This window comes from Polyangium sp. y55x31, from assembly GCF_029946505.1.
Lineage (GTDB): Bacteria > Myxococcota_A > Polyangia > Polyangiales > Polyangiaceae > Polyangium.
Map to the genome: position 1 here is coordinate 724,821 of NZ_JARZHG010000001.1, position 16,628 is coordinate 741,448.

Annotated in this window: 13 protein-coding genes; 7 read left to right on the plus strand and 6 right to left on the minus strand. The window is 70.1% G+C overall.

Features of this window, described 5'->3' with window-relative positions; genetic code table 11:
- Positions 1 to 28: 28 nt before the first annotated feature.
- Both QHF84_RS02530 and QHF84_RS02535 read left to right on the plus strand, forming a co-directional pair.
- On the plus strand, positions 29 to 1,159 hold the full coding sequence (locus QHF84_RS02530; protein ID WP_281311528.1) for a hypothetical protein: 1,131 nt from the start codon (positions 29 to 31) through the stop codon (positions 1,157 to 1,159).
- A gap of 131 nt (positions 1,160 to 1,290) precedes the next feature.
- Positions 1,291 to 1,557, plus strand: a complete 267-nt coding sequence (locus QHF84_RS02535) for a hypothetical protein (protein ID WP_281311529.1) — start codon at positions 1,291 to 1,293, stop codon at positions 1,555 to 1,557.
- A gap of 358 nt (positions 1,558 to 1,915) precedes the next feature.
- On the opposite strand, the gene QHF84_RS02540 is transcribed toward QHF84_RS02535, so the two are convergent.
- A complete protein-coding gene (locus QHF84_RS02540) occupies positions 1,916 to 2,257 on the minus strand; it encodes a DUF3634 family protein (RefSeq protein WP_281311530.1) in 342 nt (113 codons plus the stop codon).
- Positions 2,209 to 3,789, minus strand: a complete 1,581-nt coding sequence (locus QHF84_RS02545) for a serine/threonine-protein kinase (RefSeq protein WP_281311531.1) — start codon at positions 3,787 to 3,789, stop codon at positions 2,209 to 2,211. Before QHF84_RS02545 ends, QHF84_RS02540 begins: the two co-directional genes overlap by 49 nt.
- 346 nt (positions 3,790 to 4,135) lie before the next feature.
- On the opposite strand from QHF84_RS02545, the gene QHF84_RS02550 reads away from it, so the two are divergent.
- Positions 4,136 to 4,636, plus strand: coding sequence for a hypothetical protein (locus tag QHF84_RS02550; RefSeq protein WP_281311532.1), 501 nt, complete (start codon positions 4,136 to 4,138; stop codon positions 4,634 to 4,636).
- A 9-nt stretch (positions 4,637 to 4,645) separates the two neighbouring features.
- Here QHF84_RS02550 and QHF84_RS02555 read toward each other — a convergent pair whose 3' ends face one another.
- Positions 4,646 to 5,905 carry an MFS transporter gene (locus QHF84_RS02555; protein WP_281311533.1) on the minus strand — a complete coding sequence of 420 codons (1,260 nt, stop codon included), beginning with the start codon at positions 5,903 to 5,905 and terminating at the stop codon, positions 4,646 to 4,648.
- Between the two features lie 186 nt (positions 5,906 to 6,091).
- Between QHF84_RS02555 and QHF84_RS02560 the strand changes: the two genes are divergently transcribed.
- Complete coding sequence (locus QHF84_RS02560) at positions 6,092 to 6,487, plus strand: c-type cytochrome (RefSeq protein ID WP_281311534.1); 396 nt, start codon at positions 6,092 to 6,094, stop codon at positions 6,485 to 6,487.
- Positions 6,488 to 6,536: 49 nt separating this feature from the next.
- Positions 6,537 to 7,550, plus strand: coding sequence for a hypothetical protein (locus QHF84_RS02565; RefSeq protein WP_281311535.1), 1,014 nt, complete (start codon positions 6,537 to 6,539; stop codon positions 7,548 to 7,550).
- On the opposite strand, the gene QHF84_RS02570 is transcribed toward QHF84_RS02565, so the two are convergent.
- Positions 7,492 to 8,478: a DUF4846 domain-containing protein gene (locus QHF84_RS02570; protein WP_281311536.1), complete on the minus strand. Its 987-nt coding sequence runs from the start codon at positions 8,476 to 8,478 to the stop codon at positions 7,492 to 7,494. The genes QHF84_RS02565 and QHF84_RS02570 overlap by 59 nt on opposite strands.
- 328 nt (positions 8,479 to 8,806) lie before the next feature.
- Between QHF84_RS02570 and QHF84_RS02575 the strand changes: the two genes are divergently transcribed.
- The gene (locus QHF84_RS02575; RefSeq protein WP_281311670.1) at positions 8,807 to 9,370 is read left to right on the plus strand and encodes a GNAT family N-acetyltransferase; all 564 of its coding nucleotides are present in this window, start codon (positions 8,807 to 8,809) and stop codon (positions 9,368 to 9,370) included.
- A gap of 10 nt (positions 9,371 to 9,380) precedes the next feature.
- Here the strand turns inward: QHF84_RS02575 and QHF84_RS02580 are convergent, their stop codons facing one another.
- A complete protein-coding gene (locus QHF84_RS02580; RefSeq protein WP_281311537.1) occupies positions 9,381 to 12,302 on the minus strand; it encodes a hypothetical protein in 2,922 nt (973 codons plus the stop codon).
- 119 nt (positions 12,303 to 12,421) lie between these two features.
- Positions 12,422 to 13,714: a hypothetical protein gene (locus tag QHF84_RS02585; RefSeq protein ID WP_281311538.1), complete on the minus strand. Its 1,293-nt coding sequence runs from the start codon at positions 13,712 to 13,714 to the stop codon at positions 12,422 to 12,424.
- 165 nt (positions 13,715 to 13,879) lie between these two features.
- Between QHF84_RS02585 and QHF84_RS02590 the strand changes: the two genes are divergently transcribed.
- Positions 13,880 to 16,621, plus strand: coding sequence for a PAS domain S-box protein (locus QHF84_RS02590; protein ID WP_281311539.1), 2,742 nt, complete (start codon positions 13,880 to 13,882; stop codon positions 16,619 to 16,621).
- Positions 16,622 to 16,628: the final 7 nt, after the last annotated feature.

Consider the following 16,628-nt stretch of genomic DNA (forward strand, 5'->3'; position numbering starts at 1 on the left):
AGCCCGCATGTGTGGTAGAGTCGCCGCCATGTCGGATCTCATGTCGGACAACCACCTCGGCCCCCTGCTTTCGTCGCTCCTCGTGGACGGGGTGGGCACGCTGGGCTTCCTCGCGCTTTTCGGCGCCGCGCTGCTCGCGCGGGCGCGCAAGCGCGCAGAGGCGCGAGCGGCCGAGGCCTCGTTCGACGGCGAGAAGCAGCTCGTCGAAGGCGAAGCCGTCCTCTTCGGCAAGGTCGAGCGAGCCGAGGGGGCGGAGACGACGGTCCGCGTCGAGGTGGATCAAGACGGCGAGGAATCCGAGAGCTCCGGCGTTTGGTCGCACAAGTGGACCGAAAAGAAGCGTCGCGTCATGGTCGCGCCATTCTATCTGCGCCTCGCGTCCGGCGAGCGCGTGCGGGTGGAGCCGCGGGACGACGTCTTCCTCGTGGACGAGATGGACGGGCTCATCCGCGTCAACCTGAAGACCCGCATCCGATACGCCGAGCTCACGCCCGGCGAGCGTGTGTATGCCTCGGGCGTTCTTTCGCGCGCGCCGGATCCGGAGGCGCAGCCAGGAGCGGGATATCGATCGGGGCGCGAGGGGTTCGTCCTCCGGCCTCCGCGCAGCGGGCGCATGCTGCTCTCGTCGCAGCCGCTCGGCGAGCGTTTCCTCGAGCGCGCCCGGTTCCACGAGCGCTGGGCGATGTGGATCGTGCTCGCCTCGCTCTCGTTCCACATCATATTCCTCGGTTATCACGTGCGGCGCTGGGCAGGCACGGACACGACGGCCACGATCCGCAAGCTCGACCATTACGTCACGGAGAACGACGACACCGTGACGCACCATTATCGCGTATGGCTCTCGCCGCGGGACGGGGTCACGGTCGACGACGAGGTGGACGAGACAGACTTCGCCTGGATGCACGAGGGACAGATCGTGCCGGTGCGGCTCGTCGAGGGGTCATTGGCCTCGAACACGACGATCGGTGGTCACCTGACGACCCACGGGCTCGCCTGGGCCGTGGTGCCGCTGCTCTTCGGCGTGTGGCTCGCCTACCATCTGCGGGAGCACGCGACGCGGCCCTGGTACGAGCGCGAGGTCGTGGACACGGGCAGCGGGAAGCTCGAAGAGACGCTCGAAGCCGAGAAGAAGCGGAGCCAGCCGCACCCGCAGGCCTGAGGCATCTCATCGAAGCACTTCGATAAGCAGGGGAGTTCGCTCTGGATTTCGTCGCGCGAACGGATTAGGGTCGCCAAAAGCCGTGAGGGGGAGGACTCTCCACGCGGCGCACAACCAGAGGGGTATACGACATGGCAAAGCACAGTTTCTCGGTCAATTTCCCCGGCGCCGCAGTCGACATCATCGCGAAGGCGAAAGGCGCGATCGAGAAGGCCGGCGGCAAGTTCGGCGGCGACGAGAAGAAGGGTGACTTCTCGGTCCCGACGCCGGCCGGCAAGGTGACGGGCGTCTACACGATCACGGGCCAGGCGTTCGCCGTGGACATCACGGACAAGCCCATGTTGGTGCCCGGCAAGATGATCGAAGACCAGGTCCGCAAGTTCCTCGAGAAGACCTGAGAGCGTAGCGCCGGGGTTTCACCCCGGACCCGTCTGTTCAACGATGGGGCTCTCCGCCCCTGGACCCGGACCAGCGCAAGCGCTGGACTCGGGGTCGATGAACTGCGCGATGCGCAGTTCATCGAACAGCCGGTGGCAAGACCGGCGACGATCCTGCCAGCCAAGACCGCCGCGTCGACGGTTCAACCGACAACGTGCCGCTGCGTGCGACGACCTTCACGGTCTTGCCACTGGCCTGTGGGAAGAACTGCGCGTTGCGCAGTTCTTCCCCCTGAGGTCCAGGGCTTGCCCTGGTTCGGGTCGAGGGGCGAACAGCCCCCGCGGGGCCCGGGGCAGCGCCCCGGCGAAGCGCCCCAGCCTAGCGAACTCCGCTGCGCTTCACGCGCCGTGCTGTGCGCAGGCGGGCGACGGGGAAACGTCCGACCACGTTGCGGAGCCTTTGCGCTGTGGTCTCGTCGATTCCTTTTTCGGCGCGCACCACCACCCGTCCGCCCTCGAGCCGGAGCACGATCGTCCCTGTCGCGCGGGATCGACCGAGGACGTCTTCGATGTCGGCGGCGAGCTCTGCGGGCGCCCGGCCTGAGAGCCGTGCGACCTTCCCGCCTTCTGCTTCGACGACGAGCAGCCGGCGCGTCCGCTCCACCGAGACGATCACGACCACGACGAATGCGACGAGCCCGAGGGCGACGAGCCAACCCACGCCGCAGCATAGCAAGCTTCGACGTGCGTCGCCGCCCCCGATGCGGAGGGCGCTTTGGCCCGCCGCTGCTTTGCGCGGAGCAGGGCAAACCCCACGGCGGCCCCCACGAGGAGCACCACGAGGACCACGTAGATCCACGTCCGGGAAGGACTTGCGGCCGACGCTTTCTTCCGATCGGCCGGTTTCCCCGGCTCTTCCTTCACGTTGGGGATCGTGGCCTCCTCGGGCTCGGGACCCGTGGCGGCCTTCTCTGCCTTCTTTTTCTGCGCTGCCGCGGCTGCTGCCGACGCATTCAGCTCGGCTGTCGCCTTGGCGATGTCCCCTGCGAGCCCGGATTGATCTCCGAAATCGGCCGAGTCGAAGATCGACGCCAAACGCTGCCCGCGTGATTCGGGCCCGACGAGCCCGCTCACGCTGCGCTTCAGCGTCATGGAAGGCGGCGCGTCGACGATCGTCGGCTCGCTGTCCGGTGAGACGAGCTTCGGGCTCCGTGCCGTCGTCGAAGGGAGGCGTCGCGCGAGCGCGAGCTGCGGTATCCGCGAGAGGACGGCCGTGGGCTCGTCGTCGTGGCCGGTCTGCGTCGTCTCCTCGTCGTCTTGCGACGGCGCGCGGGCCGCCTCGTGGGGCGCCGTCGAGGCGAGGCTGCCGGAGAGCTCGTGGTAGACCGCGCGCACGGCGGCTTGCATCTCGCGCGCGGTTTGAAAGCGATCCTTCCGGTCGAAGGCCAGCGCGCGGGCGAGCAGCTCGACGAGGATACGAGGCGCGCCGGGCGAGATCGTCGCGAGCGAGGGTGCGGGCGTCGTCACGGCGGCGACGAGGGATTCCTGGGGCGTCAGGTTGCCGTGCACGAGCTGACCCGTGAGCAAGGTGAACAGGGTCGCGCCGACGGAGTAGAGATCCGAGCGCTCGTCGACGAGCTCCCACTGCCCGCGGGCCTGCTCGGGCGGCATGAACGCGGGCGTGCCGATCACGATGCCGTTCACCGTGAGCGCCTTGCCGCGGGGCGCCTCGCGTAGCTTCGCCACGCCGAAATCGAGCAGCTTGATCTGCCCGGTGCGGAGCAAGAAGACGTTCTCCGGCTTGAGATCGCGGTGCACGACGCCCTTCTCGTGGGCTGCGGCGAGCACGTCGAGGATCGGGTCGGCCATGGAGAGGACGTCTTCGAAGTCGAGACTGCCGCCGCTGCGGAGCCGGCGTGCTTCGAGCGTCTCGCCGTCGAGCAGCTCCATCACGAGAAAGACACAGCCGTCTTCGTCGACGTCGTCGTCGAGGATGGAGACCATGCCCGGGTGGGTCACGGCGTTGACGGCGTAGGCCTCGCGCAGAAAGCGGCTGCGGGCGTCGGCGATCGCGTTGAGCTCGGGGTGGATGATCTTGATGGCGACGCGTTTGCCGGTGCGGTGGGTCGCGGCGTAGACCGCGCCGAACCCGCCTGTGCCGAGCACGCTGTCGAGGCGCCACTTGTCGCGGAGCAAGCGTCCCACGCGCTGTCGCGCGATCTGGGTCGCGATGCTCGGGGGGGCGCTGTCCATGTGGGCGCGGAGGGTACCAGAAGTCCAGCGTTCGGGGGAACGTCCTCCGCGGCGAACCCGGCCCCCCTCGCAGCAGCACGCGGCCCGAGCGTCCGCGAGAACCCGGCGCCGCTTGCCGACCTCTCACCCCCCTGAGCCACGATGTTCTTCGTGCCAAACATGTGGCACATGCGCCAGGTTTTTCCGCGGAACTTCGAAATCGATCGAACCCGTTCGAAAAAAAATCGCGAAAGTACGCAACTGGGGTAAAGCTCGGGTCGATGGACGGGCACGAGCCTCGATGCCGCCGCGCTCCGCGAGTGTCGGGGTCCGTTCCAGTAAAACCCGATCCTGGTAGACGAGCACCATGAAACCTCCCCGTCCCCCCCGCCGTCCCCCGTCGCAAACCCCCTCCCCCCGGGGTTCGTCCGGACGCCCGGCACCTCCCGAAGACCCCGACGCCGAGGAGATCCGCGCCCTCGTCGCGAACGTGAAGGACAAACTCGTCCAAGCGGACGACTTTGGTCACGTGATGGATGCGTTCTTCGAGCAGCTCGGCACGAATCTCCGCTTCTTGACGAAGGGCGTCCGCATCGACGAGCGACCGCTCCTCGGCGCGCTCGTGCCGCTGGCCGAGCAGATGGCGACGAGGCCGCTCCACGTCACGGAGATGAAGCTGGTCCGGCTGCACGAGCACCACATGATGCACGGAATGCTCTACTTCGTGGGCTGGCTCGGCGTCGTCCTCCTTTTCGAGGACATCGGCATGGGCATCCTCGCGCTGAGCGAGGCGGATCTGCGCGGCCCGACGCTTTATGGACGATTCAGGTTCGCGGCGACGGAACGGCCGGCGAGGCCGCTGAACTGAGCGGCGCCGCTACACCCGCTCCAGGGCGGGTTTTTCCAGGGAGAGCGGGGCCTCCGCACGAAAACGCGAGAGCGCGATCCAGGCGACGAGCCCCGCCCCCGCCGCCATGGCCCCGATCGCCTGGAGCGAGAAGGAGGCCTGGCACAGGAATGCCGCGAGGAGCGCGCCCACCACCATCGTCGTGGTGGTCGCGAGGTCGTCGATGCTCGACAAGCGGCCGATCATCGCGTCGGGCGCGAGGCGCTGGAGGGACGCGCTCGTGAGCACCCAGTTGCTCCCGCCGCCCATCCCCCAGACGAGCGCAGCCACGAGCAGGAGCGTCGGCCAGGGTTGCACCAGGGAGAAGGTCATGATGCCCGCAAACGTGGTCAGCGCTGCCGCGTGCTCGAGCCCTCGAGCCGGATCGTTGCCCCGCGTGAAGATCGAGATGCCGAGCGGACCGAGCCCCGTCCCGGCTCCGCGCACGGATTGCAAGATGCCGAGCGAAATGGCCGCCGCGCCGAACGGCGCCGCCCGATCCGCGACGAGGTTCAGCGTGACCCAGCCCATGCCGCCCGCGAGCGCCGCGGGAACCTTCGAGAAGACGGCGCGGAAGAGCGCCGGCTGCGCGCGCGCATGCCCGAGCGCCGCCCAGAGATCCCGGGGCACGGCCCGCACGAGGCCCCAGATGCCGGCGGCCTGCGGCTCGCCTGCGCCCTCGGGCTTCATGGAAGGCAACCTCGCGGCGAGCGCCGCGGCGAGGCAGAAGGAGAGTGCATCCGCGAGGATCGCGGGCACGGGACCAAGCGCGGCGAGCAGGCCGCCGAGCGCCATGCCCGCGACGAACGTGACGCTCCACGTCCCGGAGACGATGGCGTTGGCCCGGAGGAGCTCCGGCGGCTCGACCGTGTGGCGCAGCGCTGCCATTTCGGCCGGGACCATGAAGGCCGTGAACGCCGAACGCACGAGCACGAGCGCCTGCAGCGTCGCGAGCGCGCCCCGCGCGGCCGCCAGGGTCATGGCGAGCGTGAAGGCAGCCTGGACGAGCGGGATACCGACGAGCAAGCGCCGCCGGTCGAATCGGTCCGCGACGAACCCCGCGATGGGCGACAAGCACGCGTGCGGGAGCGAGTGCGCAGCGAAGACGCCCACGAGCGCGACCGCGCCTCCGCCATGGTCGAGCGCCAGCCGGCTCACGGCGACGAACGCGAGCCAGTCGCCGACGAGCGAGATGGTGCCAGCCACCCAGAGGCTCCGGAACGCGGGGCGGCGGCGAAGGAGGTCGAGCATGCAGCCATGATGGCAGCTTTCCCCGCATCCGCGCGCGAGCGGGCCAGCGGATTGGCAGATGCTCAATCGACCGGCACGCGCTTGCCTTTCGTCCCCACCCCTTCGTGCTAGCTTGCCGGCCGTCCTCGCAGCCCCTAACGAGGGCGAGCCTCGTTGCAGGTGCCCCGGGCGGGCACGGGAGATCTGGTGGTTTTGTCACGACGGTATCGGTCTTTCCTGCTCCTCCTCGCGCTCACGGCGCCCGGGGCGCTCGCCGCGTGCAAGTCGAAGCAGGCCCCCCAACACGAGGTGGCCGGCGGGGACGCCGCGCGGGGACGCGAGGCGATCAAGAAGTACGCGTGCGGCGCCTGCCACGTCATCCCGGGCGTGGAAGGGGCGATCGGCAAGGAGTCGCATCCGCTCTGGGGATTCGCGAACCGGGGCGACATCGCGCACGTCGCGCCCAACACGCCGGACAACCTCATCCGGTGGATTCGCCGCCCGACCGATCTCGCGCCTCGCACGAAGATGCCGACCCTCGGCGTGAGCGAGCAAGAAGCGAAGGACATCGCGGCCTACCTCTACACGTTGAACGGCGAGTGATCGCGGCATCCCAGGGGGACGGGCGGATCGGCTATCCTCGAACGGCCGCATGAGGAAGGCCCGCGCCGTCGCTGTCGCCACGCTCGCGCTCGTCGCCGTCGCCGCGGGTGCGGCCAAGGCAAACCCTCGCCGCCGGGTGGGATATCCCTGCCCCGGGTGCCTCTTCGATCCGCCGCCCGAGGGAGCGACGAAGGCGCCGCTCCTCGTGGTGCTTCATGGCGATGCGCCCGGCGGCAAGACGCCGCTCGTGGAGCGGGATTCCTCGCCGTTCGCCGAGGCCGCGGCGGCGCGGGGCGTGGCGATGTTCGCGCCGATGTGCCCGAAGGCCGAGGGATGCCGGGTCGGGAGCTTCTGGCAATGGTCCGAAGGGGATCCGCCGGGATGGATCGAGGCGCAGATCGACACGATCAGCCGTGATTACGGGATCGACGCGGATCGGGTGTGGATCGCGGGTTGGTCGGGGGGCGCGTCGTTCCTCGGGTGGAACTGGGCGCGGCTCGGGGCGCGGTATGCGGCGGTGGTGTTCGTCGGCGGAGGCATTCCGCCGCGGGACAGCGCCTGCGCGCCGGAGCCGAATCCGACGTGCGCACCGCCGGCCTATTTCCTGGTCGGCGACCGGAACCCGCTGCACCACCTCGCCAAGGGGCTCCACGAGCGCGTCGCCGCCTGCACGCGCGACGTGACGTGGGACCTCTTGCCCGGCAAGGATCACGCAGGCGAGTGGCGGGCGCTCGGGGCGAAAGGAAAAGCCGACGGCCTGCTCGATTGGCTCGCCGCGCGACCGAGGTCCTGCAAAACCGAGCCCGTCGCGCCGGATCCGCCGCCTCCCCCACCTCCCCCGCCGCCTCCGCCTCCGCCGCCCCCTCCGCCCGCACCGCCTCCGCAAACGACGCCGCCGCCAGGTGCGCTTTGCGGATGCCGAATGGCCGAACGCGGCGCGGCCTACGAATGGGTCGCGGTTTCGTCGGCCCTGGCCCTCCTGCTCGATCGACGCAGGCGCCGGTTCACTCGGGCAAACGGCGGATCGAATCGAACGGGAATGGATCCCAGAACGGGGTCGTGAGCGCGCCCGCGGCTTCGTCGATCACGAACCACGCGCTCGCGGGCTCGGGGCGGATCACGTGGACGTTCTGCGCCGGGACGAAGCTCTGGCCGAGCAGGACCGCGCGGCGCCCGGCCGCGTCCTTCGCCATGTCGAGCACCAGGACCGTGTGGCCGAACGGCACGCCGGTCAGCACGAAAAAGTCCCCGGGCCGCAGCGCGCCGAGGGCCACGCGCTCGCCGTCCCGCGCGAGGGCGCCGGTGTTCGTCCAGCCAAACACGTCGTCAAGCCAGGTCCGGAAGAGCGCGTGCGTCGCCTCGGCGCGCTTCGCCGACTGGACGAGCTCGATCCGATTCCCGTCGACGCGCACCCGCTGGCCCGAGGCATAACGCTGGAATTCGAGCTTCGTGCCGCTCGCCGTGCGGTAGCCCTGGTCGCGGTGCCCGTGCGACCAGCGCCACTCCGCGTGCAGCCGGACGATCGCGTCGGCGCATTGCTGCAGGTCCGCCTTGCCGACGTCGATGGCCACGACGGCGGCGACGTTCGGGTGGCCGTCCGCGCGAATCTCGTCGCCGCGGTACGACTTCACCGGCGTGCCCTTCGCCGCGAGCGGCAACGTGCGCAAGAACGCGCCGAAGCCGTCCGGGGCGAGGTGCACGCGCGTGAATCCCGGCGGAGGTGGAAAGCGCTGTTCGAGCGTGTCGACCGGCGCCGGCATGCCCGCGGCTCCGCCTTCGAGCCACGGGTACTGCGCGAAGGCGGCCGCGGCGGGCGGGCTCGCGGAAGATGGGCTCGAAGGGCCGCTGCCCTGCGCGCTCGTCGTGGAAAGCGCGCGGGCGGGCTCGGGGCGCACGGCGGTCTCTTCCGCGTCGCGCCGCGCCTCCGCGCCCGTCGACCCGAGCGCCGTGCATGCCGAAAGCGATCCGAGAAGCGCGAGCGTCCACCGCATGGTCATCTCCTTCCGGGCGATCCTCTGCGTATCGAACGGGCGCTCGGAAGTGTGACCTGCTCTCGCTTCGCCAGGGCTCGCGTGGCTGGTGGCGAGGTGACAAAAAGCAGAGCGCCTACTCTACGGCGGGGGGGGGCGGCCGGAGCAGGCGCTCTGCCCGTACAGATTGCACGCATCGGGCCAACACGTTTCGAGTGTCGATCCGGGCAGTTGGCGAAGGGTTCTTCCGGGCAGACTTTCAATCGTGCAACGCCGCGCGTCGCGATCGTGCAACGCGCCGCGGCGTCGTTGCTGGTGTCACGGAAAGGTGAGAGCCTCCGTGGCCGTCATGGTCTCGTTCACCCCATTCCCGACACTCGAAACGCCCCGCCTCGTCCTGCGCGAGCTCGTCCCGGCCGACGTGGAGGCGATCTTCCGCATCCAATCCAATCCCGAGGTGGTCCGGTATTTCGGCCGACCCGGGCATGCAACGATCGCCGAGACCGAGAAGCTGCTCGGGATCGTGTTCGACGCGCAACGCGACGTCATGGGTATCCGCTGGGGCCTGTCGGTGAAGGACACCGGCGAGCTTGCCGGGACGTGCGGGTTCTGGCGCTGGAACAAGCCGCACCGCTACGCCGAGGTCGGCTACGAGCTCGCGCCCGCGTTCTGGGGCCGTGGCCTGATGGTCGAGGCGCTCCGGCCCATCCTCCGCTACGGCTTCACGCAGATGGAGCTGCACCGGGTCGAGGCGACCATCGACCCGGAGAACCACGCCTCGCAGCGCGTCCTGGAAAAACTCGGCTTCAAGCGCGACGCGCTCATGCGCGAGAACTGGCTCTACGACGGCAAGTTCACGGACTCGGCGATCTACGGCCTGCTGGAGCAGGAGTTCCTGAACGAGGCGCGCTAGGCGCTAGGCGCTACGCCTCGTCCTCGTCGTCCTCGTCCTCGTCGTCCTCGTCCTCGTCCTCCAGCTCGTCGTCCTGTGCGCCCTGGCGCCGCGCGTAGGCGCGCTCGTCCCGCTCATCGAGCGCGGTGAGCAGCGCCTTTGCGATCTTGGCTTGCGGGCCCCGCTGGTTCGCCTCGATCTCGGCGCGGATCTCCGGCCGCTCGAAGAGAGCCTGCGAGATCGCCGCGCGCGCCTCGGGTCGATCGGCGTAGAGCGCGAGCGCCATCCCGACCACACGCGCCGAGGCGAGCCGCGCGAGCTGGCTGCCCACCCACGCCGCGTCCACCACCTTGGGGATCCGCGCCTCGTACTTGCCGAGCATCTCCTCGCCCGCGAGCGACACGAGGAACACGTCGGGCGCAGACGGAGGCGTCTTGCGATCGAGCAGTTTGTCGCGGACCCACGTCGGATCATTGCCGACGTGCGCGAGATCGAGTTCGCACCGCGCGCTCCGTTCGGCCCCGGCGCGGCCGTGGAGCACGAGGTCGAGCATGCGCGGCGTCTCGCCCGTTTGTCCCGGCCGCCACGACGCCGCGAGCCGCTCGCGCAGCGGGCCACGCGTGCCCTCCACGCGACGCAGGACGAAGCCGAGCTCGAAGATCGCGGCCGCGAGCGCTGCCCTGTCCGACGCCCACGCCTCCGGCGAGAGTTTTCCGAGGGCCACGACGAACGCCTCGATCGTCTCGCGCCCACCGACGAGTGCCTCGAGCAAGAGCACGAACTCCGTGCCCACGTGCGCGGGCACGGTCCACGGCCGGAGGACGAAGTTCTCCACGAGCTTCCGCGCCTCGGCCGCGTAGAGCATGCGATCGTTCTTCGCGGCCGCGAGCACGCCACGATCCCCCGTCACCCACTTGCGCTCGGCCAGGCCCGCGACGCGCGCCCACATGCACGCCGTCCGGCGCGGCCAGAACTGGCGCACGACGGGGGACGACGCGTTCGTGAGGTGCAGGATCGCCTGCTCCGCCTGCCCCTTCTTGTTCTGCGCCGCGCCGTGCAGAAGCCACACCCCGTGCGGAAAACCGCGCGCGATCGTGAGGCTCCAGTACGGCGTCACGCCGACGCCCGCGGCCGGCGTCTCCGGCTCGATCGGATCGTCGCCCTCGGCCCAGGCATCACCGCCCGCGTAGCTGCGAAGCTCGGCCGCGCCCGGGATCCAGCACTCGGGCCGCGCGTTCGCCGCGCCCGGCAGGCGCGTGATTTTTCGGCGCGCGCGCAGCGCCTCGACCATCGCCACGAGGTCCATCGATCGCGACGCCGGCTCGCCCGCGGCGACGAACTCGAAGTCGTCGAACGAGAAGAGCCGGATCGCGCCCTGCGGGATCGCGGCGGCGACGCGCAGATCACGATCGGCCGCGAAGATCATGTCGCGATGCCGGCGGCACAGATCCACGACGAGCGCCTCGGCCGGTGTGACGAGCCGGAGATTTTCGCGCGAGGCCTCGGGCAGCGCCGCGAACGAGCGCGGCAGGCGGTAACTCGCGCGCAGCGGATCACCGTTCTGCCGCACGGCCGCGCGCTTGACGTGCACGATCATGTCGTCCGACGGGAGAGGCAGCGGCACGATGCGCGGGCCGTCGGAACCCGACGTGGGCCGGCCCTTCTCGTCGCGCTCGCCGAGCAGGACGATCTGGTTCGTGATGCCGTCGACGTAGTCGTCCGCGTCGATCTCCACGCTTTGCAGTTCATCGCGCGCGGCGTCGACGATGAGCTCGTCGTCGCGCCCCGAACGCTTGCCCGCGCCGGGCCCGTACGCCGCGAGCTCCCAGCACGCGAGCACGCCCGATCCCGGGTGGTGGAGGATCTGCTCGATGACGAGCACGTCGCCCTTCTGCGACGCGTACCCCGTGATCCGCATCGCGGCGGTCGTGTAGCTCGCGTTGTCCCAGATCGGCAGATCGGACTTGCGCGCCGCCTCGTCGAGCTCCGCGATGCTCCAGAGCGGACCCCGCGGCTCGTCGATCGCCTCGGACTCGGCGAGCAGCCGCTCCACTTGCTCGGGCAAACGCGTCCGCGGCAGGTTGAACTGCTCCGCGATCCGCTTGGCTGCCTCTTCGCCGAGCGCCGCCTCGATCGCCTCGCGCACCACGCCGCCGAGCGCCGCGGCGCGATCCCGCAGGAGCTCCGCCGCGCGCGTGTTCCCCTCGTCCGCGAGCGTCGCGAGCGCGCCGTACGCATCCGGGTGACGCGTCATCCAGCGCCGCGCCATGTCGAGCCCATCATCCTTCGTGGCCGCGTCGGCGCGCGCGCGCTCGTCGTCCTCGTCTTCGTCCGCGCCCGGATCGTCGTCGTCCTCGTCGTCCTCGTCGTCCTCGTCCTCGTCGTCGCTCTCGTCGGCGTCGTCGTCGTCGGACGTGGACGTGTCCTCCACGAGATCACTCTCTTCCGCCTCGATCTCGCTCCCCGTGCTCGCGAGCTCCACGATCGATTGGACACGCAGCGCGGCGTCGAGCGCCTCGCGCGTCCCGATCGCGAGCAAGCACGGCACCACGCACCACGGCACGTTCAGGAGCGCGCCGTCGCCTTCGATACGGCTCTCGATCCAGGGCAGGATCCCGTCTCCGTACCGATCGTGGAGCGCGGTGTTGTCGCGGCCGCGCACCTGGAACTCCCAGCGGATGCGCCGGCCGTGCTTCACGAACTCGGCCGCGTCCTCGAGCGACAAGAGCGCCGCCCACACGCGGTCGCTCTCGAATACCATCGTTCCGCCGGCCGAACGGCCCTCACCCTTGCGGAAAACCTCGGTCGACTCGAGGAGGCGGCGCGCCTCGCTGAGCGACATGAGCCCACGACCGTCGCGGCGGGACACACGCGCGTCCCGCATGGCGATGCTCACCGGCGAGGATGGATCGAACCACCGGGGCGCGGTCTTCGTGACGTGTTCCTTCTTCATCAACTTGCTCTGCGCGGGCCGATGCTAGCGAGCGCCCAAGCGTCTGGCTACCCTCGCCAACCGAGCGGAGGCGGGAGCGGATGCGGAGGCGGGAGCGCCGGTGGTCTCGGCGCGACGCCTCACCCCGGCATCGCGTGCGCCAGGAGCCTGGCGCCATCCTTGAAAAGGACTTCGATTTTCCCACCATCCACGCGGCGCACGAGGCCACGTCCGAACTTCGTGTGGTCCACGAGGTCACCCGGGGCAAACTTCGTGGTCGTGCGGTACGGCGTCGCCGCCTCCTCCATACGGCCGGCGAGCGCCTCCTTCCAGGCGCGCTCCTTCTGCTCGGCCTCGCTCTCCACGGGCAACGGCTTCGCGGGGTCGCGCAGCGGATCCCAGCCGTGCGCGTACCGCAACATCGACGCGGCGAGCGCCGGATGCGCCGCCGCCCAGCGATCGTCGAACAGGATCCACTGCTCGTGGCCGAACGCGCTCGACGTGTGCGGGCAGAAGAGCGCCGCGTGCTTGCCGACCTGCACGATCGCCTTCGTGGGATCCCCGCCTCGCTCGAACGCCGTCCCCACCTTGTAGAATTCGGCCTCCGCGTGGTGATGCGCGCCCACGCCGAGCAGGGTGTGGTTCGTCTCGACGACGACCTCACGCAGCGGATATGCCGCACATTTCGCGAGCGCCGGCGCGATGGAGATCTGGCCCGGCTCGATCATCGCTCGCAGGAGCCGGAGCTCCACCGGCCACGTGTCGAGCCACTCCTTCGACCACGACGCCGGAGTCTTCGTCGGCACCACGGTGCGCAGGTGCGACGCGAGATCGGGCAGCCGCACGCCGGGGATGGCCACGGCTTGGCCCGGGATCGATTCGCCGTCGTAGGACGTGAGCAGACAGGCGTACGTCGTCCCCTCGCCTTCGCCGCGCGGCAGGATCAGCTCCGGCTCGAAGGGCGGCGTGAACGGGCCGTCCGCGTCGCCCTCCGGCAGCTTCGGCTCCTCGTGGAGCAGCCACGCCACGCGCTCGGGCTGCTTGCGCGCGACCTCGTCGTCGAAGAAGAAGTACGCGAGCATGACCTCGTCGTCGTCCGTCAACACGCGGAGCGAGTGCTCGTCGATGCGGATGTTCCCCGCGCCGCCCTCCACGTAGAGGTGCTCGCGGAGGATCTTCTCGAGCTCGGCCGTCGACTTCGGCGCCATGAGCCCGTGCTCCGCGACCGCCTCGAACACCGTGCCGAACCCGTAGACGTACCCGCCGAGCTCGGCCTCGTGGACGTTATGCGGATCCTCGGCCTTCTTGGCCTCGCTCATCTTCTGGGAGAACCACGCGAGGATCGAAGGCGCGTCGAGGCGCCGCACCCGACGTGAAAGCGGCCCTTCGTAGTGCGATCGATACACGAACCAGATCCCAGGTGCCTCGCTCACGACCAACCGATCCCTCCTCGGCTCCACAGCGGCCGCGCAGTTTGCCCCGCCGCGGGGCGAACGTGAAGAGGCAAGCCTCGCGACTGCGCGGACGCGCGAGCACCGCCGCAGAGGCTCGCGCCTGCTTGCGATCATGGGCGCGGGGCCCCACGTGTCGATGGATCCATGGCCGAGCCTCGTGCAGGTGCCGCCCTCGCGGAGGAGCGATGTCGACGCATCCTCGACAGCCTGCCCGGGCTCGTCTGGGCATGCCGGGCAGACGGCACTTGCGATTTCGCCAGCGCCGCGTGGGTCGCATACACGGGCCTCCCCGCGTCCGAGCACCACGGCCTCGGCTGGCAGCGCGTGCTGCACCCCGACGACCAGGCGCGCGCCGCTCGCGCGTGGACCTCGGCGCTCGCGTCGGCCGGGCGCTTCGAGATCGAGGCCCGCCTCCGCCGGCACGACGGCGAGTACCGCTGGTTCTCGCTCTCCAGCGCGCCGAGCCGCGACGACGAGGGCGCCGTCGTCGCGTGGTCCGGCATCGCCGTCGACGTCCACGAGAGGCACGAGCACGCGTGCCACGACGCCGCGGATCTCGCGCGGGCCTTCGACGTGCTCGATCGCGGCGAGCCCTGCTTCGTGCTCGATCGCGACTTCCGCTACGTCTTCGTGAATCCGGGCCAGGAGCGCCTGAGCCGGAGGTCGCGGAGCGAGACGCTCGGACGGACGCTCTGGGAGGTCTTTCCCACCGTCGCAGGCCCGCACTCGCGCTACTTCCGCGAGTACCACCGGGCCATGCTCGAACGCGTGCCCGTCGAGTTCGACGAGTACTACGCGCCGCTCGATCTCTGGACACACGTGAACGTGTACCCGACGAAGGAGGGCGGCATCGCCGTCTTCTTCCGCGACATCACGGCGCGCAAGCGGGACGAGGAGGAGCGCGGGCGGCTCCTCGCGGCGCTGCGCGAGGCAGCGGCCCGCGCGAACCACAGCCGCGCGCAGCTCGAAGCCGTCTTCGGAGCGATCCCGGACGGCATCGTCGTCTTCGACATGGAGGGCAACGTGCTGCTCGTGAACGGCGCGGAGGCGGTGCGGTACGACTTCACGAGCGCCGAGCAGATGCGCATCGAGCACTTCGCCACGTCCTTCGAGCTCACGGATCTCGACGGACGCGTGCTCCCCGTCGACGCGTGGCCGGTCTCGCGCGTGCTGCGCGGCGAGTCCTTCGCGGGCTGGCAGCTCCACGCGCGGCGCCTCGACACGGGCCGGGAGTGGTTCTTCAGCTTCAGCGGAGTGCCCGTGCGGGACGAGGAGGGCAAGCAGATCCTCGCCATCGTGGTCACGCGGGACATCACCGAATACAGGCGCGCCGAGGCGGCGCTCCGCGAGAGCGAGGAGCAGTACCGCGCGTTCTTCGAGACGGCGATCGTCGGCATGGGCCAGGCAGATCCTGCGACGGGACGGATCTTGCGCGTGAACGATCGTTACTGCGAGATCACCGGCTACAGCCGCGAGGAGCTGCTCTCGGGCACGGTGCGCGACATGACGCACCCCGACGATCGCCACGAGGACTGGGAGAAGTACACACGCATGGTGCGCGGCGAGGTCGCCGAGTACTGCACCGAGAAGCGTTACATCCGCAAGGACGGGCGGCTCATCTGGGTGCACGTCGCGGCGCGCTTGATACGCGACGCGACGGGCAAGCCGATCCGGAGCGTCGGCATCATGCAGGACATCACGCAGCGCAAGGAGGCCGAGCAAGCGCTGCGCGAGAGCGAGGCCGCGCTGCGCGCGGCGGATCGGCACAAGGACGAGTTTCTGGCGATGCTCTCGCACGAGCTCAGAAACCCGCTCGCGCCGATCCGCAACGGCCTCTACATCCTCGAGCGCGCCGCGCCGGGCGGGCCACAGGCGCGGCGCGCGCACGCCGCGATCGAGCGGCAGGTCACGCACATGACGCGGCTCATCGACGACCTGCTCGACGTGACGCGGATCTCGCGCGGCAAGATCCAGCTCCAGCGCGAGCAGGTCGAGCTCGGCGAGCTCGTGCATCGCCTCGCCGAGGATCACGCGTCGACATTCGAGCAAGCGGGCGTGGAGCTCGCGGTCGAGGTGGAGCACACCTCTCTCTGCGTCGACGGCGATCCGACGCGGCTCGCGCAGGTCGTGGGCAACCTGCTGACGAACGCGGTCAAGTTCACGCCGCGCGGGGGACAGGCGCTTCTGTCGGTGAAACGCGAGGGAAACGAGGTCGTGGTGTGCGTGCGGGACGACGGCGCGGGCATCCCGCCGGAGACGCTGCCGCACGTGTTCGAGCCGTTCGTGCAGGCGGATCGGACGCTCGATCGGAGCCGCGGCGGGCTCGGGCTCGGGCTGTCTTTGGTGAAGGGGCTCTGCGAGATGCACGGCGGAACGGTGACGGCCGAGAGCGCGGGGCTCGGGCGAGGCGCGGTGTTCACGGTGCGGCTGCCGCTCGTGCCGGCGATCGCGCGGAGCCGGGCAGCAGCGCCGGGGGTCGCGCCACGCGAGCCGCCGCGGCGGGTGCTCGTCATCGAGGACAACGTGGACGCGGCGGAGACGCTGCGTGAGGCGCTCGGGATGAGCGATCACGTGGTGGAGGTGGCGTTCGCGGGGCCCGAAGGAATCGAGAAGGCGCGGCGTTTCGAGCCGGACGTGGTGCTCTGCGACATCGGCTTGCCGGGGATGGACGGGTACGGCGTGGCGCGGACGATGCGCGCGGATCCGAAACTGCGCTCGGTCTACCTGGTCGCGCTGAGCGGTTATGCCTTGCAGGAGGACGTGGAGCGGTCGAGGCAAGCGGGCTTCGACCGGCACATCGCGAAGCCGCCGAGCTTGACGGCGCTGGAGAAGATGCTGGCCGAGGTCGGGCGTACGCGGCTCGAGGAGGCGGCGGGGCCGAGATAGGAGCGTG